This is a genomic window from Pigmentiphaga litoralis, assembly GCF_014651835.1.
GTDB classification, from domain to species: Bacteria; Pseudomonadota; Gammaproteobacteria; order Burkholderiales; family Burkholderiaceae_B; genus Pigmentiphaga; species Pigmentiphaga litoralis.
In genome coordinates this window covers 2,714,147-2,735,570 of the sequence record NZ_BMXQ01000001.1, presented here as the reverse complement: position 1 = coordinate 2,735,570, position 21,424 = coordinate 2,714,147, and the positions used below count along the sequence as shown (strand labels likewise).

The following is a 21,424-nucleotide window of genomic DNA, read 5'->3' as shown; positions in this document are numbered from 1 at the left end:
TGGAAAACAGGCCGTTCCAGGCAATCCGGAGCGTCCGACAATAACGTGGGGTGGGAAACGATGGCGTCGTCTTTCAGTCTTGGTCAGCGTTCGCTGGCCAAGCAAGTCTTGGTATTGGCTCTGTCACTGAGCGCAATCATTTCAGGGGTGACCGCCGTCGTGGTGGCCGTGCAGGGCGTCCGCGCCGCTCGGCAGGCGGTCGAACGCGAAATGATGGCTTCCCTGGATTCCGTCAGCAGCAGCCTGGTGTCGTCCTACGAATCCACCCGTCTGCGGGTTGAACGCCAGTTGCTGGTGTTCCAGCGCATGCTGGGCGAACTGCCGTCCCCCGACGGCACCATGACCGAAACCGGCACCGCCGGCGAAGTCGTCACCGTGCGCGCAGGCGAAACCATCCTGAACGGCAATACGTCGGTGCTGCAGCGCATGCGCAGCTATACCGGCGCCGACCCGGAACTCATCGTGCGTCACAACAATCAGTGGATCCGTGCCGCGACCATGCAGCGTGGCGCCGACGGCCAGCCCCTGACGGGCGCTGCGGTGTCGTCCGACGATTTTGTCGTGAAAACGCTCGATACGTCGACTGCGGCGACCAACATCGTGTACCGAGGCGGCCGCTGGTACGCCATGCATGTGCGTCCTTTGAAAGACGACAACGGCAAGATCTTCGGCGGCCTGACGCTGCAGGTGGACCTGTCCGACGACGTCGCTTCCACGCTCAAGTACATCGAAGAATCGACCGTGGCCGGCTTCGGCTCCATGTTCGCGCTGACCTCGGGCGCAAATGGCAGCGCCGAATTCCTGGTGCATCCCACGTATAAGGGCAAGCTGGTGTCCGACACGCCGGAAGCCGATCGTCCGGAGTTCCAGAAGCTGGTCGATGAAGCGGCGGGCTTCACGGAATCTAAGATGACGACCGACGACGCCACGCAGTTCGTCGCGTTCAAGACCGTTCCAAGCTGGGGCTGGACCCTGGCCGCGCAAGGCGCCAAGTCGGATTTCCTGGCTGCCCAGTACAAGCAGATCGCCCTGGTCGTGGCGCTGCTGCTGATCAGCGGCATCCTGACCGGCCTGGTGGTGTTTGCCCGCATGTCGTTCGCACTGCGCCCCGTGCGTGACGTGGTTGCCGGGGTGACACGCCTGGGTGAAGGGGATCTGACCCGCGACGTGCCGACCGGCCCCGCTGGCTCGAACAACGAAATCCACATCATGGCCGAGCGCATCAACGCGACCCGGGTACGCATTGCCCAGCTGGCGCAGCAGATGAACGCGACGGGCTCGCAAGTGGCCGTGGCCACCACGCAGACCCTGCAGGCGCTGAACCAGATCGGCCGCGGTACCGAAGTCCAGTCCGAAGCGGCCAGCGGCGTCGCCGCCGCCGTGGAAGAACTGACCGTGTCGATCTCGCAGATCGCCGACAGCACTCGCGAAGCCAACGGCTTTTCCAAAGCGTCGAGCACGGCGGCCGAAGAAGGCTCCGCCGTGGTCAAGCAGACTGTCAGCGAAATCGAGAAGATGGCCGACCGCGTCGCCAATTCCGCCGAAGTCGTGCAGCAACTTGAAGCCTCGTCGCGCCAGATTTCCGCCGTGGTCAAGACCATTCAGGAAATTGCCGAGCAGACCAACCTGCTGGCACTGAACGCCGCGATCGAAGCGGCCCGTGCCGGCGAAGAAGGTCGGGGCTTCTCGGTGGTGGCCGACGAGGTGCGCGGCCTGGCCGAACGCACCAAGACGTCGACCGCGCAGATCGCATCGGTGATCGCCGCCGTGCAGAAGCAGACCACGATCGCCGCGCAGACCATGCGCGAGGTCAACACCGACATGCAGGCATCGGCCGCCGGTGCGCGCCAGGCCGGCACGGTGCTCAGCCGGATCCAGGAAGCCGCAAGCCGCACGGCAGAAGTCATCGCCGACATCTCGAACGCCGCCATGGAACAGAAGTCGGCGTCGGAACAGATTGCCAGCCGTGTCGAGCAGATTGCTCAGTACGCGGAAGAATCGGCAGCGGCCGTGCAGCAATCGGTCGCTTCGGCCGAATCGCTGCAGAACCAGGCACAGGTGCTGGACGAGACCATCCGTACACTGCGCACGTAAGCCACAGCAGGGCCCGCCGGTTTACCGGGCGGGCCGTGGCTATAATGCCGTTATGCGCCGCTTCGTTTTCCTGCTGATGATCGTCTTGCTGCCGCTCCAGTCCGTCTGGGGGAGCGCGGCCGCGTACTGTCAGCATGAATCCGGCGCCGCCAGGTCGAGCCACTTCGGCCACCACGAGCATGAGCATCGCGCGTCCGCCGACAAACGAACCGACGGATCCCTGGTCCCCGACCAGGACTGCACGATCTGCCACCTGATCGCCTGCCCCAGTGTCCTTCCCGTTGCCCCCGTCGTTGCCGCGCCTGCCGCGCGACCCTATGCGCCGCCTGCCGTGACCTTTGCAGTCATGTCGGCCCGCGTCGCCGAGCCCGAACGTCCCAATTGGCTGCGTCTCGCCTGACCGGCGAGACGACGTCCTTCTGCCCGGCGCCTGCCTGACTTCGTCAGCGTGCGTCCGCATCTGGACGGCCCCAGGCACGGATCTTCGATCCGCCTCGTCTCGCCTCCGATTGTCGATGACTCTGGATGCGATGAATGACGCCATGGTGGTTGCCGCCCTTGCTTGCGGCCTGCTCGATGTTCCCTGCGCACACGTACGCGCAGCTTGCGCCCCCGGCGCCGGCTGCCGTACCCGACGCACTATCAACTGTGTTGCCCGGCACCCCGCCTGCGCAGGCAGCCAGCCCTCTGATCCCCCCTGAACCGCTGACCCTGGCGCAGGCGCTGGCACGCGCGTCGGCTGGCAGCTTTTTCCTGTCCGCCGCTGCTCGCGATATCGACATTGCCGAAGGTGAGGCGATCCAGGCGGCGACGCGGCCCAACCCCGAAGTGGGCACCTCGATGGAGGACACCCGCTCATCCAGCCGCATCACGACCGCGCAGATCGGCCTGCCGATCGAGCTGGGCGGCAAGCGCGCCGCCCGGATGACGGCGGCCGACGCCAGCCGCGATCTGGCGCGGGCGCAGTTCAACGTGGCGCGGGCGCAGTTGCGGGCCGAGGTGATCGGCGCGTTCTTTGCGATCCTGATCGCGCAGGAACGCATTCGCCTCGCCCAGGCGTCGGTCGACCTGGCCAGCCAGGGCGCGCGCATCGCGGGCCGGCGGGTCGAGGCCGGCAAGATCTCGCCGGTGGAGGCAACCAAGGCCGGGGTCGAACAGGCCAATGCCGAACTTGCGCTGGCCGAAGGCCGTGCCGCGCTGCAGGTGGCGCGTGACGGCCTGGTGTCCTTGTGGGGCAACGCCGCCATGCCCTTTGGCGACGTGGGCGGCGTGCTGGATCACCTGCCCGAGCGGCCATCGATCGAGGCGCTGTTGCAGGCCCTGGCCGACTCGCCCGACGTGGTGGCCAGCCAGCGCGAGTCGGATCGCCTGCGCGCGCAGGTCGACGTGGAACGCACGCGCCGCTATCCCGACGTCACATTCAACGTGGGCGCACGCCGCAACAATGAACTGGGCCTGACGCAGGCCGTGGTGGGCGTCTCGATTCCGATCCCCGTCTTTGACCGCAACCAGGGCAACCTGTACCAGGCCTTGAGCCGGGCCGACCAGGCCCGCGACCAGCAGCAGGTCCTGGCCGCCAGGCTGGGCTTCGAGTTGCGCCGCGCGTCGGCCGCGTTGACGGTATCGCGCGAGTCGGCGGGCACCTTGCGCACGGCCATCCTGCCCGCCGCGCAGCAGGCGTTCGATGCCGCCACCCGCGGCTTTGAAGCCGGCAAGTTCAGCTTTCTTGAAGTGCTCGACAGCCAGCGCACCCTGTTCCAGGCCCGTGCGCGCTACCTCGACCAGCTGGCCAACGCCTACCAGGCCGCCGCCACCATCGACCGCATTCTTGGTCGCTAAGGACACCCTCATGGCAATTTCAAAGAAACAACGGGTCGCGATGGCGACGGTCATTCTGCTTGGCGTCGTCGCGGGCGCCGCGATGCTGTTCAGTGGACGCGACCACGGCAATGAAGCCGGGCACGACGACCATGGGCATGGCGAGCAGGCTACGCAGGGCGGTACAACGCAGGGCGGTGATGACGACGCAAGCCACGGCGCGTCGGGCAAGACGCCTGCCGCCTCAGCGCCCCCTGCCGCCGCCCAGAATCCGAGCAAGGCCGACACCCACGCGGGCGACGCCGTCAAACTCAGCCCGGCGCAGCTGTCCGCCTCGGGCGTGACGATCGCCACGGCCGGCCCGGCCACGGTACAGGACGCCACCGAATTTCCCGGCGAGATCAAGTTCAACGATGACCTGACGGCGCACGTCGTGCCGCGCGTTGGCGGCGTGGTCGAACGCGTGCCGGCCAGCATCGGGCAGCAGGTCAGGAAGGGCGACGTGCTGGCCGTGATCGCCAGTCCGGGCGTCTCGGACATGCGCAGCGAACTGCAGGCCGCACAGCGCCGGCTCGATCTTGCCCAGCGTTTGCATCAGCGCGAAAAGACCCTGTTCGAAGAAAAGATCTCGGCCGAGCAGGACTACCTTCAAGCCACCACCGCCCTGCAGGAATCGCAGATCGCCGTGCGCAACGCAACTGAAAAACTCGCAGCGATTGGCGCGCAACGCGGTGGGGCGCAGTTGAACCAGTACGAACTGCGTGCGCCCTTCGACGGGGTCATCGTTGAAAAGCACATCTCGCTCGGCGAGGCCGTGGCCGACAACGCGACCGTCTTTACCCTGTCCGACCTGCGTTCGGTCTGGGCCGAATTTGTCGTATCCGCCCAGGACCTGGGCCGGGTGCGGGTGGGGCAGCAGGCCAGCATCCGTGCCGCGGCGTTCGAGGCGCAGGCCACCGGCAAGGTGTCGTACATCGGATCCCTGCTGGGCCAGCAGACCCGCACCGCCACGGCGCGCGTCACGCTGGCCAATCCGGACATGGCCTGGCGGCCCGGTCTGTTCGTGACGGTGCGCGCGCTGGTCGATCGTGTGACGGCGCCGGTGGCCGTCGAGGTTGCGGCGATCCAGACCGTGGAAGACAAGCCATCGGTCTTCGTGGCCGATGGCGACACCTTGCGCGCGCGGCCGGTCACGGTCGGGCGGTCGTCCGCAACCCATGTCGAGATCGTCAGCGGACTGCAGGCCGGTGAACGCTACGCCTCGGGCAACAGCTTCGTGTTGAAGTCCGAGCTGGGCAAGTCCAGCGCCGAACATACCCATTGAGCGGAACGGCCATGTTCGAAAAACTGATCCGTTTTGCCATCGATCAACGATGGCTGGTCATGCTGGGCGTGGCGCTGGTCGCGGCGCTTGGCCTGTACAACGCCACCCGTCTGCCCATCGATGCCGTCCCCGACATCACCAATGTGCAGGTGCAGATCAACACATCGGCGCCGGGTTATTCACCGCTGGAAACCGAGCAGCGGGTGAGCTATCCGGTAGAGACCGCCATGGCAGGCCTGCCTGGTTTGCAACAGACGCGATCCTTGTCGCGCTACGGGCTCTCGCAAGTCACCGCGATCTTCAAGGACGGCACCGACATCCACGCCGCGCGCCAGTTGGTCAACCAGCGGCTGCAGGAAGCCACGGCCCGTCTGCCTGCGGGCGTCGTGCCCGTCATGGGCCCGATCTCGACCGGCCTGGGCGAGATCTACCTGTGGACCGTCGAAGCCGAATCCGGCGCCAGGAAACCGGACGGCTCGCCCTACACCCCGACCGACCTGCGGGAGATTCAGGACTGGGTCATCAAGCCGCAACTGCGCAACGTGCCCGGCGTGACCGAGATCAACACGATTGGCGGCCATGCCAAGGAATATCACGTCGCACCCAGTGTGGACCGGCTGTCGTCCTATGGCCTGACCTTGCAGGACGTGGTGACGGCGCTGAACCGCAACAACGACAACGTGGGCGCGGGCTATATCGAAAAGCAGGGCGAGCAGTATCTGGTGCGCGCGCCGGGCCAGGTGCGGACCGAAGACGACATTCGCGACATCCTGGTAGGCCGCGTGCAAGGCCAGCCGATCCGGATCCGCGACGTGGCGCAGGTCGGTATCGGCCGCGAACTGCGCACCGGCGCCGCCACGGAAAACGGCGCCGAGGTCGTGCTGGGCACGGTCTTCATGCTGATCGGCGAGAACAGCCGCACGGTCTCGCGCGCGGTCGACCGCAAGATGTCGGACATCAACCAGACGCTGCCCAAGGGGGTCAGGGCCGTCACCGTGTACGACCGCACCGTGCTGGTGAACAAGGCAATTGCCACGGTACGCACCAATCTGCTGGAAGGCGCGGCGCTGGTGATTGCGGTGCTGTTCGTGTTCCTGGGCAACCTGCGCGCCGCGCTGATCACGGCCATGGTGATTCCGCTGTCCATGCTGTTCACGTTCAGCGGCATGGTCACGTACCGCATCAGTGCGAACCTGATGAGCCTGGGCGCGCTGGACTTCGGCATCATCGTCGACGGCGCGGTGGTGATCGTTGAAAACTGCGTGCGGCGGCTGGCCCATGCGCAGCACGCGCGGGGACGCAACCTGACCCTGCAGGAACGCTTCGACGAAGTCTTCGAAGCCGCCCGCGAAGCGCGCCGGCCCTTGCTGTACGGCCAGTTGATCATCATGGTCGTGTACCTGCCGATCTTTGCGCTGACAGGCGTGGAGGGCAAGATGTTCCACCCCATGGCCTTCACGGTGGTGCTGGCGCTGATCGGCGCCATGCTGCTGTCCCTGACCTTCGTGCCGGCAGCCGTCGCCCTGTTCATCGGCAACCGGGTCGTTGAAAAAGACAACCGGTTGATGCAGGGTGCGTCACGGGGCTACCGACGGGGACTGGATGCGGCGTTGGCCAACGGCCCGGTCGTGCTGACGATCGCCGTGGTGGCCATTGCGCTGTCGGGCGTCATGGCAAGCCGCCTGGGCAGCGAGTTCATTCCCAATCTGGATGAGGGGGATATCGCCATCCAGGCGCTGCGCATTCCCGGCACCAGCCTGACGCAGTCGGTCGCCTTGCAGCAGCAGCTCGAACGCCGGCTGGTGGATCGCTTTCCGGAAATCGAGCGGGTGTTCGCACGTACCGGCACGGCCGAAGTCGCGTCTGACCCCATGCCGCCAAACATTTCCGACGGCTACATCATGCTCAAGCCGCGCGATCAATGGCCCGTGCCGCGCAAGACCCGCGCCGAGCTGCTGGCGGCGATCCAGCAAGAAGCCGCCCAGGTGCCCGGCAATGCCTACGAGTTTTCGCAGCCCATCCAGTTGCGCTTCAACGAGCTGATCTCGGGTGTGCGCAGCGACGTTGCGGTCAAGGTGTTCGGCGACGATCAGGCCGTGCTCAATCGCACCGCCAACGCCATTGCCGCAGTGTTGCAGCGCGTGCCTGGAGCAAGCGGCGTCAAGGTGGAGCAGACCACGGGCCTGCCCATGCTGACGGTCAACATCGATCGCCAGGCCGCGGCGCGCTATGGCCTGAACCTGGCCGACGTGCAGTTCGCCATCGGTACGGCTATCGGCGGACAGGAGGCGGGCACCTTTTTCCAGGGCGACCGTCGGTTCGCCATCGTGGTGCGCCTGCCCGAGAGCACCCGTAGCGACCTGGATGCCATGCGCCGCCTGCCCATCGCCTTGCCGGCCGGCGCGGGCGGACCGACCACCTTCCTGCCGCTGGGTGAAATCGCGAGCTTCGACCTGGCGCCCGGCCCCAATCAGGTGTCGCGTGAAGACGGCAAGCGCCGCGTGGTGGTCAGCACCAACGTGACCGGGCGCGACATCGGGTCCTTCGTGACCGAGGCTGAAGCGGCCATCAGGTCGCAGGTCACCGTGCCCCCGGGGTACTGGACAGGATGGGGCGGCACCTTCGAACAGTTGCAGTCCGCAACGGCCCGCCTGATGTGGGTGGTGCCCGCCGCGCTGGCGCTGGTGTTCGTGATCCTGTTCGCCATGTTCGGCAACCTGAAGGACGGGGCGATCGTGTTCACGGGCATTCCGTTCGCGCTGACCGGCGGCATCCTGGCTCTGTACCTGCGCGACCTGCCGCTGTCGATCACCGCGGCAGTCGGCTTCATTGCGCTGTCGGGCGTGGCCGTGCTCAACGGCCTGGTCATGCTGTCCTTCATACGTGGCTTGCGTGAAGCGGGGCATACGCTCGATCAGGCGATTCGGGAAGGCGCGGCGACACGGCTGCGCCCGGTGCTGATGACCGCCTTGGTGGCGTCCTTGGGTTTTGTGCCGATGGCACTGGCCACGGGCACGGGCGCCGAAGTGCAGCGGCCGCTGGCCACGGTAGTGATCGGCGGCATCCTGTCGTCAACGGCGCTGACCCTGTTCGTGCTGCCGGTGCTGTACCGGTTGGCGCATGGACGGCGCGAGCGCGCAAGGGCAGGGGCGCCGGTCCCGGCCTGAGCGGGCCCTGCCGGACCGCACCGGGTCGGGCGCCGGACGCAGTTGCCTACAGGGCGGCGGGTACACTTCCCGCTGCCCTGTTTTTCTGGATACGCCCTACCATGCCCGTGACGAGTCCGAGCTCTGTCGAACTGCTGGCTACCGCGCTGTTCGCCATCGCCATCCTGCATACCTTTTCCGTGCCGATATTCGCACGCCTGGCGCACAAAGACGGTCCGCACGCCGGCTTCTGGCACCTGATGGCCGAAGTGGAAGTGGTGTTCGGCGTGTGGGCCTTCGTCCTCATCGTCGGCATGGCCCTGCTGGCCGGCACGACGGGCGCCGTGGAATACATGGACACCCGCAATTTCACCGAACCGCTGTTCGTGTTCGCCATCATGGTGATCGCGGCCAGCCGGCCCATCCTTGACCTGGTCATGGATGCGGTGGCGGGCATCGCAGCGCGCGTGCCGGCACACCGCGCCGTCGTCACCTACTTCATCACGCTGTCGGTGGTGCCGCTGCTCGGGTCGCTGATTACCGAACCCGCCGCCATGACGCTGGCCGCGATCATGCTGCGCGACACGGCCTTTCGCCGCATCGACGACACCCGATTCCAGTACCTGACGCTGGGCGTGCTGTTCGTCAATATCTCGATAGGGGGTGTACTGACGGCCTATGCCGCCCCGCCGGTGCTCATGGTCGCGTCCACCTTCGGTTGGGACTCGGCCTTCATGGCGACCCATTTTGGCTGGCGCGCCGTCTGCGCGGTCACGCTCAACGCGGTGATCGCCACGCTGTTGTTCCGCGGCCTGCTGGTGCGGCATGTGCCGGCCAAGCTCGAGGTGCATCGCCACAAGATTCCCGTTGCCGTTGCCGCGGTTCACCTGCTGTTTCTGATCGGCGTGGTGCTGTTCGCGCATCACCCGGCGATTTTCATGGGCCTGTTCCTGCTGTTCATCGGCTACACCACGGCCTACAGCCGCTTCCAGGACCGACTCATGATCAAGGAAGGCCTGATGGTCGGTTTCTTCCTGGCCGGGCTGATCGTGCTGGGCGGGCTGCAGAAATGGTGGTTGCAGGACCTGCTCGGCAGCCTGTCGCCCATGGCGCTGTATTGGGGGGCGACGGTCCTGACTGCCGTCACCGACAATGCCGCGCTGACCTACCTGGGGTCCCTGGTGGAAGGCAGCAGCGAGGCCTGGCGCTACATGCTGGTGGCGGGCGCCGTGACCGGTGGCGGTCTGACCGTGATCGCCAACGCGCCCAACCCGGCGGGCTTTTCGATCCTGAAGCCGACCTTTGCGGGCGGCACCATCTCGCCGCTGTTCCTGGTGTTCGGCGCGCTGGGGCCGACCCTCGTCGCGGCGGTGTTCTTCCTGCTGCCGGTCTGAGTCGGGCGCAGACATCGTCCGGCGAACGCACCTGCCCGTCGTCCGGACGACGCATTTGCGTCGTGCCCGGACGATGTTTTTGCCGCGCTGCTGCACAAGGCGCGCTAAATACCGAAAAAGTCGCTAAAATTCAAGGCTTTGGTCGATTTCCCGCAAGGGTGCGGCCGGCGATGGTTGTGGCGCTCGATAATCGGGCGCGCCTGGAGTTCTGGTAATGCCTATCTATGCGTATAAATGCAGCAACTGCGGCTTTGAAAAAGATGCCCTGCAGAAGATGTCCGATGCCCCGCTGACGGACTGCCCGTCCTGTGGCGAGCCTGCGCTCAAGAAACAGGTCACGGCGGCCGGCTTCCAGCTCAAGGGGTCGGGTTGGTATGTGACCGACTTTCGCAATGGGAACAGCGCCGGCAACAAGCCCGCCACGGGGGTTGCGCCAGCCACGGGTGGCGACGCCGCCAAGACCGATACCGCCACTGCGGCCTCGTCCGACAGCAAGTCGTCCGACAGCAGCGGTGGCAGCAGTAGCAGCAGTAGCAGCAGTAGCAGCAGTGGCAGTGGCAGCACCCCGGCCGCCGCGCCCGCCGCGGCGCCGGCCAAGCCCGCGGCGTCCGGCACATGATCGGGCTGCGTCGCCCGACGGGTGCATCCTGTCCGCTGCGCGACGCCCCGATCCCGAACGTCTAACTGGAATTGCCTGTGCTCAAACGTTATTTCATTACCGGTCTGCTCGTCTGGATCCCTATCGTCATCACCCTCTGGGTGCTGGGCATGGTGGTCTCGACCTTCGAGTCGGTGGTGCCGGGTTTCCTGACCTCGGAAGCCCTGTTTGGCCGTCACATTCCGGGCTTCGGTTTCGTGCTGGTCGTGGCGGTCGTCATCCTGACCGGGCTGTTCACCGCCAACCTGCTGGGCCGCAAGCTGTTCGAGATCTGGGAAGGCCTGCTGAGCCGGATCCCGCTGGTGCGGACGATCTACAACTCGGTCAAGCAGGTCAGCGATACCGTGCTGGCGCCGAACGGCCAGGCGTTTCGCAAGGCCGTCCTGTTCCAATACCCCCGCGCGGGATGTTGGACGATCGGTTTCCTGACCGGCTCGCCGGGCGGAGAAGTCGCGTCGTTGCTGCCGGGTGAGCATGTCAGCGTGTATATTCCGACGACGCCGAATCCGACGTCGGGGTTCTTTTTGATGGTGCCGCGTTCCGAAGTCTTCGAACTCAACATGAGTGTGGACGCGGCCTTGAAGTACATCGTGTCGATGGGAGTGGTCGCGCCGGGCGGTATGCCGGCGCGCGGTAATTGACGCGGCCCTGCGCCGAGGTGCGCCGCCTGATGCGAGCGCCCCGGCCCGACCGCCGCTGATTCAGTCACCCGCTGCCCCCAACCCTGTCGACCTTACCCCCTATTTAGACGGAGATTCCATGCGTACCTGCTATACCGGCCAGGTCTCGAGCGAGCACCTCGGACAAATCGTGACCCTGTTTGGCTGGGTGCATCGTCGCCGCGACCACGGCGGCGTCATCTTCATCGATCTGCGCGATCGTGAAGGCCTTGCCCAGATCGTCTGCGACCCCGATCGTGTCGACACCTTCCAGATCGCCGAGCGGCTGCGCAATGAATTCTGCGTCAGCATCACCGGCCTCGTGCGCAAGCGCCCGGAAGGCACGACCAACGCCAGCCTGAAGTCCGGTGAAGTGGAAATCCTGGCGCATGACATCGACATCCTGAACGCTTCGGTGCCGGTGCCCTTCCAGCTGGACGACGACAACCTGTCCGAAACCACCCGCCTGACGCACCGCGTGCTGGACCTGCGCCGTCCGCAGATGCAGCAGAACCTGATGTTGCGCTATCGCGTGTCGATCGAAGTGCGCAAGTACCTGGATCAACTGGGCTTCATCGACATCGAAACGCCGATGCTGACCAAGAGCACGCCCGAAGGCGCCCGCGACTACCTGGTGCCGTCGCGTGTCAACGCCGGCCAGTTCTTTGCGCTGCCCCAGTCGCCACAGCTGTTCAAGCAGCTGCTGATGGTCTCGGGTTTCGATCGCTATTACCAGATCGTGAAGTGCTTCCGCGACGAAGACCTGCGCGCCGATCGTCAGCCCGAATTCACGCAGATCGACTGCGAGACCTCGTTCCTGAACGAACAGCAGATCCGCGATATCTTCGAAGACATGATCCGTCACGTCTTCAAGACCGTGAAGAACGTCGACCTGGCCAACCCGTTCCCCGTCATGCCTTGGAGCGAAGCCATGCATCGCTTCGGTTCGGACAAGCCCGACCTGCGCGTCTCGCTCGAATTCACCGACCTGACCGACATCATGAAAGACGTCGACTTCAAGGTGTTCGCCGGCGCCGCCAACAGCGAAGGCGGGCGTGTGGTGGCACTGCGCGTGCCGGGCGGTGGGGACATGAGCCGCAGCGAAATCGATGCCTACACGCAATTCGTCGGCATCTATGGCGCGCGCGGCCTGGCCTGGATCAAGGTCAACGACCTGACCAAGGGGCGTGAAGGCCTGCAGTCGCCTATCGTCAAGAACATCCACGACACCGCGTTGAACGCCGTGCTGGAACGTTCGGGCGCCCAGAACGGTGACATCATCTTCTTTGGCGCCGACAAGGCCAAGGTCGTGAACGATGCCATCGGCGCGCTGCGCGTCAAGATCGGCCACAGCGAATTCGGCCGCAAGCAGGGCCTGATGGCCGTGGGCGAATGGCGTCCGTTGTGGGTCGTCGACTTCCCGATGTTCGAATACGACGAAGAAGCGGGCCGCTACACCGCCGCGCACCACCCCTTCACGGCGCCGAAAGATGGCCATGAAGACCTGCTGACCACCAACCCCGCCGCGGCGCTGGCCAAGGCCTACGACATGGTCCTGAACGGTTGGGAAATCGGTGGCGGCTCGGTCCGTATCCACCGCGAAGAAGTGCAGAGCAAGGTCTTCCGTGCACTGAAGATCGACGCCGAAGAAGCCCAGCTCAAGTTCGGCTTCCTGCTCGACGCCCTGCAGTACGGCGCCCCGCCGCACGGCGGCATCGCCTTTGGCCTGGACCGCATCGTCACGATGATGACCGGCGCCGAATCGATCCGCGACGTGATCGCCTTCCCGAAGACCCAGCGCGCCCAGGACCTGCTCACGCAGGCCCCGTCCGCCGTCGACGAGAAGCAGCTGCGCGAACTGCACATCCGCCTGCGCATGCCCGAGGTCAAGACCGCCGGCTGATCGGCGCGTCGTTTTGCCGGGGTGAAGAACCCGTCCTGCCTTCGGGCAGGGCGGGTTTTTTTATGGGCGCCGCCGGTACCAAGAACGCTGGTCCTCTCGCGTTGCTAGGACATGTGTCGCAACTCGAGCGAGGTGTGACACAGGCCCAGGGTCCAGCGCTTGCATTGCTGAACGTCATCCGGCGCAATGGAATGTCAGTCCTCTCTTGAGTTCAAGCAGAGACCCGTAATGACAAAGGCCAGTCGTGTCATCCGAACATCACAAGAGACGTGCGCCCTTGGAGTTCAAGATCGAACAGACTGACCTCGGTGGTACTGCAACTGCGGTTGCTACGTGTGCTGCGACTTCTGCTTCAACTCAACGTGCCTTGCGCGTGCCGCGGCTCGCGTTTGCTGCCTCAACCCTTGCGCGCGGTGCGGCCGGGAACGGGGTAGGTGGCGTCGTTGAAGTAGTAGCCGTCGGCACGCCACTTGGCCAGGTCGGCACGGGTCTGCTCGTACGACACGGTGCTGTTCGTGTTCATGGGCAGCAGGCCATACAGCTCGCTGTCGCCCATCTGGCCGCTGGCCTTGGCCTGCATCAGTTCCTGGCGGACCTGGGCGGCGCTGACGGCGCTGGGGGTGACGTTCGTGGCGTAAGGATATTCGCCGGTGCGGTTGATTTCCTGGGCCTGGGCGCCGAAGGCGGCAAGGCCGATCAGGCTGGCGGATACGATGCTGAGAATACGACGGTTGTTCATGATGGTGCTCTCTTGAAAAGGGGTTGGAAGGGTCTGAAGCAATGACTGCTCGATGACCGTAGACACATGATCCGCCTTGGCTCGGTATATGGGAAATAGATACGCCATATCCCGGGTATATGCTTGCGTGATACTTGAAAACCGGGCAATGCACCGAATGCGGCACGGTCCTTCCGGAAATGACAAAGGCCAGTCATGTCATCCGAACATCACAGCGGACTCGCGCCTCTGGAGTTCAAGATGGAACAGACTGACCTCGGTGGTACTGCGACTGCGACTGCAATTACGACAACTGCGCAAACATCGACTTCAGTACTGACATCGCTGCACGTGCACGACGTGCGTCATCGGCGTTCAGCCGTGGCGGGCAGTGCGGCCAGGAACGGGGTAAGTCGCGTTGTTGAAGTAGTAGCCGTCAGCCTTCGATTGCTGCAGTTGCTGCTTGGTCTGGGCGTACGAGGTGTCGCTGTTGGTGTTCATGGGCAGCAGGCCATACAGATCGCCGTCGACGACTTCGCCGCGGGCCTTGGCTTGCATCAGTTCCTGATGGACCTGGGCGGCGCTGACTTCGCTGTTTTGCGAGGTGGACGATGCGTAGGGGTATTCGCCGGTGCGGTTGATGTCCTGGGCTTGGGCGCCGAAAGCGGCAAGGCCGATCAGGGTTGCCGACAGGGCGCTGATAACGTGGGTCTTGGTCATGATCTATCTCTCTCTGTTGTTGGAAGTGGTCGGTGCAGCGGGCTGCCTGGTGACCGTGAGAGAATGATCTGCCTGTTCTGAGTATATTGGAAATAGATTAGGCATATTCAAGCTATATGCACAAGTGATACCAGAACTGTGAACAAAGCGCGCAGCGGGCGGTCCACGCGCGCGATTCAAGTCCATGGCAACGGCGTGGTCAAGCAGGATGGTCGAACCGCCATCAAGCCGCAACTGCGTTCAAGCCGTATTCAGAAACCGCCTGACATTTCGCTGACCAACGCATCGGCCTGGACCGTCAGGCTGTCCACCAGCGCTTTCAGCACCGGGTCTTTCAGCGCCGCCTGCCGCACCAGCACGCCGATCTCGCGATGCAGGGGCGGGCCGGGCAGGTCCAGCACGCGCACTTTTTCGCCGCGCACGCCGGCCAGGAGGCCGGGCAAAATCGCGCATCCCAGGCCTTCGCGCACCATGCGCAAGATGACGGCCGGCTCGTCCAGTTCCATGATGTCGTTGACCTGCAGCCGCTGCCGTTTCAGGAACTGGTCAACGGGCTGGCCGCCATAGGACCGGCGGTTATACCGAATGAAGGGCAGGGTGCGCAACAACGCATCGAGCGAGCCCCGGCTGCGCAGGGGAGCAATCGCGACGTACGGTTCCTGCATCAGCGGCAGCCATTTCAGGTCTTTCGGAATGCCCAGGTTGGGCTTGATCATGACCGCGGCGTCGAGTTCCTGCGCATCGATCTGCGACAGCAGTTGCACCGACATGCCGGGCAGCACGTTCACGTGCACGCCGGGGCAGGCTTCGCGAAACGTCCGCAACGCGCGGGGCAGCAGGCCGATCTGCGCGGTCGAGATCGCGCCGATGGCGATCGGCGTGCTGGCCACGCGCGTGTGTCCGCCCTTGAGCGAGTCGTACAGGTCCAGGATACGTTCGGCCGTCGCCAGCGCCTGCCGGCCTTGCGCATTGAGCGCAACGGACTTGCCCGCGCGGTCGAACAGGGTATAGCCAAGGTCGTCTTCCAGGCGCTTGATCTGCGTGCTGACGGCTGATTGCGTCAGGCCGAGCCGATCGCCGGTGGCCGAGAACGACGCGGTCTGCGCCGCGGTGGCAAAGGTCTTCAGGTAGCGGATCACTTATCGAATTTCCTGGGGCTAAGGCTAGAAAATATTCGTTTCATATTAAGAGTTACGCTAACTACAATCAAACCTTTCCCGTTCAATTCGAGAGCATTCCATGGCGAACATCCCGCTGTTTCATCTGGCATTTCCGGTCGACAGCCTGGCACAAGCCCGCGCCTTCTACGGCGAACTTCTCGGCTGTCCCGAAGGTCGAAGCTCCGACGCCTGGGTGGACTTCGATTTCTATGGTCACCAGATCGTGGCCCACCTGTCGCCCGGCGAAGCCCGCAGCGCCAAGACCAGCGAGGTCGACGACCACGCCGTGCCGGTCCGTCACTTCGGCGCCATCCTGTCGATGGAACAGTGGGACGCGCTGGCCGACAAGCTGCGCGCCGCCGGTACCAAATTCGTCATCGAACCCTATGTGCGCTTCAAGGGCGAAGTGGGCGAACAGGCTACTATGTTCTTTATGGATCCCTCGGGCAACGCACTCGAATTCAAGGCTTTCGGCGACATGAGCCAGGTCTTCGCGAAGTAATTTCGCATCGGCCTTTCGCGGCGTTGGCTTCACCGTTTTTGTGTTTGTGTAAGGAAACGCCGCAATGTTGCGCTCTTCTCGTGTCCTGCTCGCCTGTGCCGCCCCCATGGGCGCTTCGGGCGTCATCTTTGCAGCGATGGCCACCCATCTGCAAGGCGGCGGCACCCTTTCCACCGCGGCATTGTTCCTGTTGATGCACGCCTGCGCCGTCCTCGGCATGGCGGCCCTGCTTCCCCACGTGGAAGGCGGCCGGCGTGGCTTGTGCGTGGCCGGCGCCTTGCTGGTGGCAGGCACCTTCCTGTTTTCAGGCGACCTGGTGCTGCGCCAGCTGGCCGGAATGAAGCTGCTGTGGGGCACCGCGCCTTTCGGCGGCGGCATGATGATCGTCGGCTGGCTGGCCGCCGCGGTTCCCGTTGTGTTCGACAAACGGGCGCGTGCTTCCTGACTGGGGCCTGACATGTTGAATCCGGTAACCACGCCGCTACACGGCGCGGTGGACAGTGCCCCTAGAATCCGTCATCAGGATTGAGGCAAGGCCGCCATGTCTATCGTCAGAGTTGTCAGCTACAACATCCACAAGGGGATGTCGGCCATGGGCGGGCGCGAGTCCGGCCAGGATCTCCGGCTGGGCCTGCATGGCTTGCGGGCCGACCTGGCCTTCCTGCAGGAAGTGCAGGGGCGCAATGACCGCCGTGGCACCCTGAACGCGCAGCACGAGATGCTGGCGGCGGCCCTGCGGCTCGAAGCTGCCTACGGCCGCAACGCCATCCGCCGCGATACCGATCACGGCAACGCGCTGCTGTCGCGCTTTCCGATCCTCTCGCATCACAACGAAGACATTTCCGACCACCGCATGGAGCAGCGCGGGTTGCTGCACGCCACGGTCAAGGTCGCGGACCATGAAGTGCATTGTTTCGTGGTGCATCTGGGGCTCTTCGCCGCGGGCCGGTCCCGGCAGATCGAGGCGCTGGTCAATCGTATTGGCAGCCTGGTGCCGTCGCATTGCCCGATCCTGATCGCCGGCGATTTCAACGACTGGACCAACGTGCTGTCCAAGGTGCTGGTCGAGCGCTTGGGTGTGCACGAGGTGTTCGCCACCGCCCCGCGCGGCCAGAGCACCGAATTGCCGCGCCTGCGGGATTCCGCCCGCGTGCTGGGCCAGATGCTCAAGGACCGGAATTTCTCGCCCCTGCGTCAAGGCATCGGCGCGCAGCCGCTGCGCATTGGCGCGGGCGGAACGATCCAGGCGCCGCGCCCTCCACGGACCTTTCCGGCGGTCTTCCCCTGGCTGCGGCTGGACCGCATCTATCAACGGGGGTTTTCGGTACGGCATGCCAGTGTGCTGCATGGCCGGCCGTGGACACGGCTGTCGGACCACGCGCCCTTGCTGGCGGAACTCGAGCTGCCGTAAGGGCAGCGGATCCAGGCTTACCCCGCAGGCGCCCGCAATTTCCCGCCCTTTCTTGCCGCGCTCACGATCGACGACGCGATCGTGAACACCACGGCCAGCGTCAGGGCGGCCGTCGGTCCATGGGACGGCAGCGCCGTGAACGCCAGTGCGGTCAGCGCCGCACCCCACGCCATCCCGAACTGACGCGCGGTCGCTTGCAGGCCGCCCGCGCCGCCGCTGCGCGCACGCGGCGCGGCGGTCAGCATGACGCGGTTGTTGGGTGTCTGGAACATGCCGAAGCCTGCGCCGGCCACGGCCATGCATCCCATCAGCAGGCCGTTCGGCACGGACGCGGGCAGCAGGATCAGGGTGGTCAAGGACAGCCCGAGCAGCGCCGTGCCGATGGAGCACAGCACGGACGGCGAGATCATTTCCGATACGCGGCCCGATACCGGCGCGGCGATCGCGACAGCCAGCGGCCACGGCATGATCAGCAGGCCGGTTTCGAGCTGGCTGCGCCCCATGGCCTGCTGGAAGTAGAAGGGCAGCGAGATGAAGGCGGCTGTCTGCGCCGAAAAGGCGCATACCGACGCACCGATCGAAAACGCAAACACCCGGATCCGCAACAGGTCCAGCGGCAGCAGCGGCACGGCCCGTGGCAATTCACGCCGGATCAGCAGAAAGCCGGCCACGGCCGACGCGGCCAGGGTGATCATGGCCGTGCCGAAATTGGACAGCAGGTGGTCCACACCGTAGATCAGCAGACCAAAGAAAAGGGCGCTGAGCAGCGCGCTCAGCCAGTCGAAAGCGCGCCTGGCCAGTTCCGTGACGGGCTGATGCTTGACCCCGAACGCCAGGATGGCGATACCGATCGGGACATTGACCGCAAACAGCCAGGGCCACGACGCCACCGACAGGATCAGCGACCCGATCACCGGCCCGGCGGCCGACGAGCAGGCGACCACCAGGGCGTTGAAACCAATGGCGCGGCCGAACTGCTTTTGCGAATAGATGAAGCGGAGCAGGGCGGGGGTGACGCTCATGGTCGCGGCGGCGCCCAGGCCCTGCAGCAGGCGAAAGCCGATCAGCACGTCGAACGACCCCGCAATGGCGCAGCCGGCCGACGCCGCCGTGAACAGCGCCATGCCCACCGCAAAGACGCGCCGGTAGCCGTAGATTTCGCCCAGGGACGAACACGGCAGCAGTCCGACCACGATGGCGAGTTGGTAGGCGTTGACGATCCAGACCGCCTGCGCCGGCAGGATCGCCAGGTCGCGGGCGATGGTCGGCAAGGCAATGTTGGTGATGGTCGCTTCAAGGACCGTCATGGCCATGCCTAGCAGGGTCGCGGCAAGTGCCCAGTATTTACGCGGCGTGGGCAGGCCATCTGTGACGTGCATGAATGGAAACGGCAGGGTCGGCACCGCGTGCGACAACGCGCGGGTCAGCGGACCGGGAAATTGAAGTAAGTGTCGGGGTAGGGTTCGTCCAGGAGGGTGAAGTGCCACCATTCTTCCTGTACGCCCGTGAACCCATGTTTGAGCATCAGGGTCGCGAGGAATTTCCGGTTATGTCGCACTTCCTCGGGAAGATCCGGATTGTCCGTGTGCGACTGTACATCAAAAAGGTCGAACGGCGTCCCCATGTCCACCTCGCCATTGGGCAGCAGTGCGCCGCGTGTCGGCAGGGCCACGGGGGGCTTGTCGATCGCGTCGGACCGGGGCGCCTCGGCCAGGGCGCCCGGGGGCAGCACGGCCAGGGTCAGGTCGACCGTGCTGCCTCGGCTGTGGCCCGAGCGTTCCGCGATGAAGCCGCGTTCGAACAGCAAGTCCTTCGGCACATTCGGGTAGTAGGCCGCCTTGGCTTTCTGGTCGGCCGGATCCTTGGCCCAGGCAATGAAATCGTCCACGGCCTGCTGCGGCCGGTAGCAATCGAAGACTTTCAAGGACAGGCCCGATGGCCGCAATTCGCGCTGGATGTCGCGCAGCCGGTGCGCCGCGGGCAGGGTCAGGATGCAGGTGGGCGCATGGTAGCCGCGCACTGGCCGACCCAGGAAGTTGTTGCTGCCGTGATAGCGGACATCCAGGGGAATGGTCTGCGCAACGTCGGTCAGGTGCACGAAACCGGCGGGAATGGACAACTCCGGACCGGGTTGCGCCATGAGCGGCGTGGTCGTCGCCATCGAAGTGAGCAGGGTGGCGGCGGCCAGGCAGGCGCCGGCCGTGGAAGAAGATCGTGTCATCGTGGGCTCCGCAACGCGGCAGGAATTGCGGTGTTGGATCGGTGTTGCATATTAGGCGATCGCGGGAAACCCTGAGTCGGAGCAGGTATACTCGCCCCCGTCATTGGGGAGTAGCCTCCCTCCGCAGCGGAGGGGCTTGCGTCAACATACTTGCCCGGCACACGGGCATGGCGCAGGCGGTTCAGTCTTGGCGAGACCTTTGATCGTGCCGCACACCGGAAGGGCCGGGGTGTCTGCGCGATCAATGGTTTTCATCGTCCGGCCCTCGGAGTCCCCTGCATGGAAGCGTTTCTCGTCTCGACCGGCATCGTTGCCCTGGCCGAGATCGGCGATAAGACCCAACTGCTCGCCCTGTTCCTGGCCGCCCGCTGGCGCCGTCCCTGGCCCATCATCCTGGGCATTCTTGCCGCCACCATCGTCAATCATGCGCTCGCCGGCGCGGTCGGCGCATGGCTCACCAGTTTCATCGGCCCGCAGGCCCTGCGCTGGATCCTGGGCGTGTCCTTCATCGGCATGGCCGTCTGGATGATGATCCCCGACAAGCTCGACGATACCGATACCGGGTCCGGCCGCTTCGGTGTGTTCGGCACGACCCTGATCGCGTTCTTCCTGGCCGAGATGGGCGACAAGACCCAGATCGCCACCGTGGCCCTGGTGGCGCAGTTCCAGGCGTATACCGCCGTTGTGGCCGGCACGACATTGGGGATGATGATCGCCAATGTCCCGGCCGTGATCCTGGGCGACAAGATGGCGCACAAGCTGCCCGTCAAGCTGGTGCACGGCATTGCCGCCTTTATCTTCGCCTGTCTGGGTGTGGTCGCCCTCATGGGTGGCCTGGGCTTCTGACGCATCAGGCTTTACCCCGCTTCCCATCGGCCCGGGAATCGGGGTAATCTGCAAGGAAATAGCACGTTCGTTCTTTTTTCGGATTGGCGGGTTTTGCCACCACGCGATACCCCGCCGTACACCGCCATACACCGAAGCACCCCCCGTACCTCCTTGGTACGCCCTGACTGGTCACCGCCTTCCCGCCATGCACGCGTCACCGAGCGCCACCCGCAAGACCGTTCCCTCCGAGCCCGAACGCGAGTCCCGGCACCGGAAGGGCGCGATGACGCGCGCGGCCATTCTTGATGCGGCCTTGCTGCTGTCGGCCCGTGAAGGCATGGAAGGGCTGACGTTGGGCATGCTGGCCGACGCCATGCAGATGAGCAAAAGCGGTGTCTACGCCCACTTTGGCTCGCGCGAAGACATGCAGGTGGCGGTGGTGCAGGAATACCGGCGGCGCTTCGAACTGGACGTCTTTTTGCCCGCCATCGGCCAGCCGCGCGGACTGCCGCGGCTCGAAGCGCTGTTCAGCAACTGGATCAACCGCGTGTCGCATGAAATCGCGCAGGGCTGCATCTACATTGGTGGCGCGGTCGAATACGACGACCGCAGCGGGCCGGTGCGGGCGGCCCTGATCGAATCGGTCGGCCTGTGGCGGTCCGCCTTGCTGCGGGCCTGCAAGCAGGCGATCGCCGAAGGCCATCTGCGTGCCGGCACCGACCCGCAACAGCTGCTGTTCGAAATGTATGGATTGATCCTGGTGCTGCATCATGATTCCCGTTTTCTGAAGCTGCCGGGCTGCGTGAAGCGCGCGTCCGACGGTTTTACGCGGCTGATCGATGCCTGCCGGGCGCACTGAACCCATTGC

The 21,424-nt window shown here is 65.0% G+C and carries 19 protein-coding genes and 1 riboswitch; of the genes, 14 read left to right on the top strand and 5 right to left on the bottom strand.

All coding sequences use genetic code 11. The annotated features are described in order from the left end of the window. The first annotated feature begins 60 nt into the window (after positions 1–60). The 9 genes from IE116_RS12385 to aspS all read left to right on the top strand — a co-directional run bounded on the left by IE116_RS12385 (position 61) and on the right by aspS (position 12,996). The gene (locus tag IE116_RS12385) at positions 61–2,094 is read left to right on the top strand and encodes a methyl-accepting chemotaxis protein (RefSeq protein ID WP_189612838.1); all 2,034 of its coding nucleotides are present in this window, start codon (positions 61–63) and stop codon (positions 2,092–2,094) included. A gap of 52 nt (positions 2,095–2,146) precedes the next feature. Beyond that, positions 2,147–2,494: a cation efflux protein, CzcI family gene (gene czcI, locus IE116_RS12380; protein ID WP_189612837.1), complete on the top strand. Its 348-nt coding sequence runs from the start codon at positions 2,147–2,149 to the stop codon at positions 2,492–2,494. 134 nt (positions 2,495–2,628) lie between these two features. Next, positions 2,629–3,933 carry a TolC family protein gene (locus tag IE116_RS12375; RefSeq protein WP_189612835.1) on the top strand — a complete coding sequence of 435 codons (1,305 nt, stop codon included), beginning with the start codon at positions 2,629–2,631 and terminating at the stop codon, positions 3,931–3,933. Between the two features lie 10 nt (positions 3,934–3,943). Then, entirely contained in the window at positions 3,944–5,236 is a 1,293-nt protein-coding gene (locus IE116_RS12370) for an efflux RND transporter periplasmic adaptor subunit (protein WP_189612833.1), read from the top strand. Positions 5,237–5,247: 11 nt separating this feature from the next. Further along, positions 5,248–8,403, top strand: a complete 3,156-nt coding sequence (locus tag IE116_RS12365) for an efflux RND transporter permease subunit (RefSeq protein WP_189612831.1) — start codon at positions 5,248–5,250, stop codon at positions 8,401–8,403. Between the two features lie 101 nt (positions 8,404–8,504). After that, on the top strand, positions 8,505–9,776 hold the full coding sequence (locus IE116_RS12360) for a putative Na+/H+ antiporter (RefSeq protein WP_189612829.1): 1,272 nt from the start codon (positions 8,505–8,507) through the stop codon (positions 9,774–9,776). Between the two features lie 214 nt (positions 9,777–9,990). Continuing rightward, positions 9,991–10,395: an FmdB family zinc ribbon protein gene (locus IE116_RS12355; RefSeq protein ID WP_189612827.1), complete on the top strand. Its 405-nt coding sequence runs from the start codon at positions 9,991–9,993 to the stop codon at positions 10,393–10,395. 71 nt (positions 10,396–10,466) lie between these two features. Beyond that, complete coding sequence (locus IE116_RS12350) at positions 10,467–11,075, top strand: DUF502 domain-containing protein (RefSeq protein ID WP_229828121.1); 609 nt, start codon at positions 10,467–10,469, stop codon at positions 11,073–11,075. Positions 11,076–11,193: 118 nt separating this feature from the next. Beyond that, positions 11,194–12,996: an aspartate--tRNA ligase gene (gene aspS / locus IE116_RS12345; protein WP_189612825.1), complete on the top strand. Its 1,803-nt coding sequence runs from the start codon at positions 11,194–11,196 to the stop codon at positions 12,994–12,996. A 397-nt stretch (positions 12,997–13,393) separates the two neighbouring features. On the opposite strand, the gene IE116_RS12340 is transcribed toward aspS, so the two are convergent. From IE116_RS12340 to IE116_RS12330, 3 genes are all read right to left on the bottom strand, one after another. Next, positions 13,394–13,735: a DUF4148 domain-containing protein gene (locus IE116_RS12340; RefSeq protein WP_189612823.1), complete on the bottom strand. Its 342-nt coding sequence runs from the start codon at positions 13,733–13,735 to the stop codon at positions 13,394–13,396. 354 nt (positions 13,736–14,089) lie between these two features. Continuing rightward, positions 14,090–14,434, bottom strand: coding sequence for a DUF4148 domain-containing protein (locus IE116_RS12335; protein WP_189612821.1), 345 nt, complete (start codon positions 14,432–14,434; stop codon positions 14,090–14,092). A 251-nt stretch (positions 14,435–14,685) separates the two neighbouring features. Then, entirely contained in the window at positions 14,686–15,573 is an 888-nt protein-coding gene (locus tag IE116_RS12330; RefSeq protein ID WP_189612818.1) for a LysR family transcriptional regulator, read from the bottom strand. 100 nt (positions 15,574–15,673) lie between these two features. Here IE116_RS12330 and IE116_RS12325 point away from each other — a divergent pair, with 100 nt between their 5' ends. The 3 genes from IE116_RS12325 to IE116_RS12315 all read left to right on the top strand — a co-directional run bounded on the left by IE116_RS12325 (position 15,674) and on the right by IE116_RS12315 (position 17,507). Continuing rightward, positions 15,674–16,096, top strand: coding sequence for a VOC family protein (locus IE116_RS12325; RefSeq protein WP_189612816.1), 423 nt, complete (start codon positions 15,674–15,676; stop codon positions 16,094–16,096). A 64-nt stretch (positions 16,097–16,160) separates the two neighbouring features. Next, entirely contained in the window at positions 16,161–16,541 is a 381-nt protein-coding gene (locus IE116_RS12320) for a DUF423 domain-containing protein (protein ID WP_189612814.1), read from the top strand. 96 nt (positions 16,542–16,637) lie between these two features. Next, a complete protein-coding gene (locus tag IE116_RS12315) occupies positions 16,638–17,507 on the top strand; it encodes an endonuclease/exonuclease/phosphatase family protein (protein WP_189612812.1) in 870 nt (289 codons plus the stop codon). A gap of 17 nt (positions 17,508–17,524) precedes the next feature. Here the strand turns inward: IE116_RS12315 and IE116_RS12310 are convergent, their stop codons facing one another. Then, entirely contained in the window at positions 17,525–18,886 is a 1,362-nt protein-coding gene (locus IE116_RS12310) for an MFS transporter (RefSeq protein WP_189612810.1), read from the bottom strand. Positions 18,887–18,930: 44 nt separating this feature from the next. Further along, positions 18,931–19,728, bottom strand: a complete 798-nt coding sequence (locus tag IE116_RS12305; RefSeq protein WP_189612808.1) for a M15 family metallopeptidase — start codon at positions 19,726–19,728, stop codon at positions 18,931–18,933. 93 nt (positions 19,729–19,821) lie between these two features. Next, positions 19,822–20,002: riboswitch (yybP-ykoY riboswitch) on the top strand. A gap of 5 nt (positions 20,003–20,007) precedes the next feature. Between IE116_RS12305 and IE116_RS12300 the strand changes: the two genes are divergently transcribed. After that, positions 20,008–20,574 carry a TMEM165/GDT1 family protein gene (locus IE116_RS12300; RefSeq protein WP_179584592.1) on the top strand — a complete coding sequence of 189 codons (567 nt, stop codon included), beginning with the start codon at positions 20,008–20,010 and terminating at the stop codon, positions 20,572–20,574. Positions 20,575–20,839: 265 nt separating this feature from the next. Then, complete coding sequence (locus tag IE116_RS12295) at positions 20,840–21,415, top strand: TetR/AcrR family transcriptional regulator (protein WP_229828443.1); 576 nt, start codon at positions 20,840–20,842, stop codon at positions 21,413–21,415. Positions 21,416–21,424: the final 9 nt, after the last annotated feature.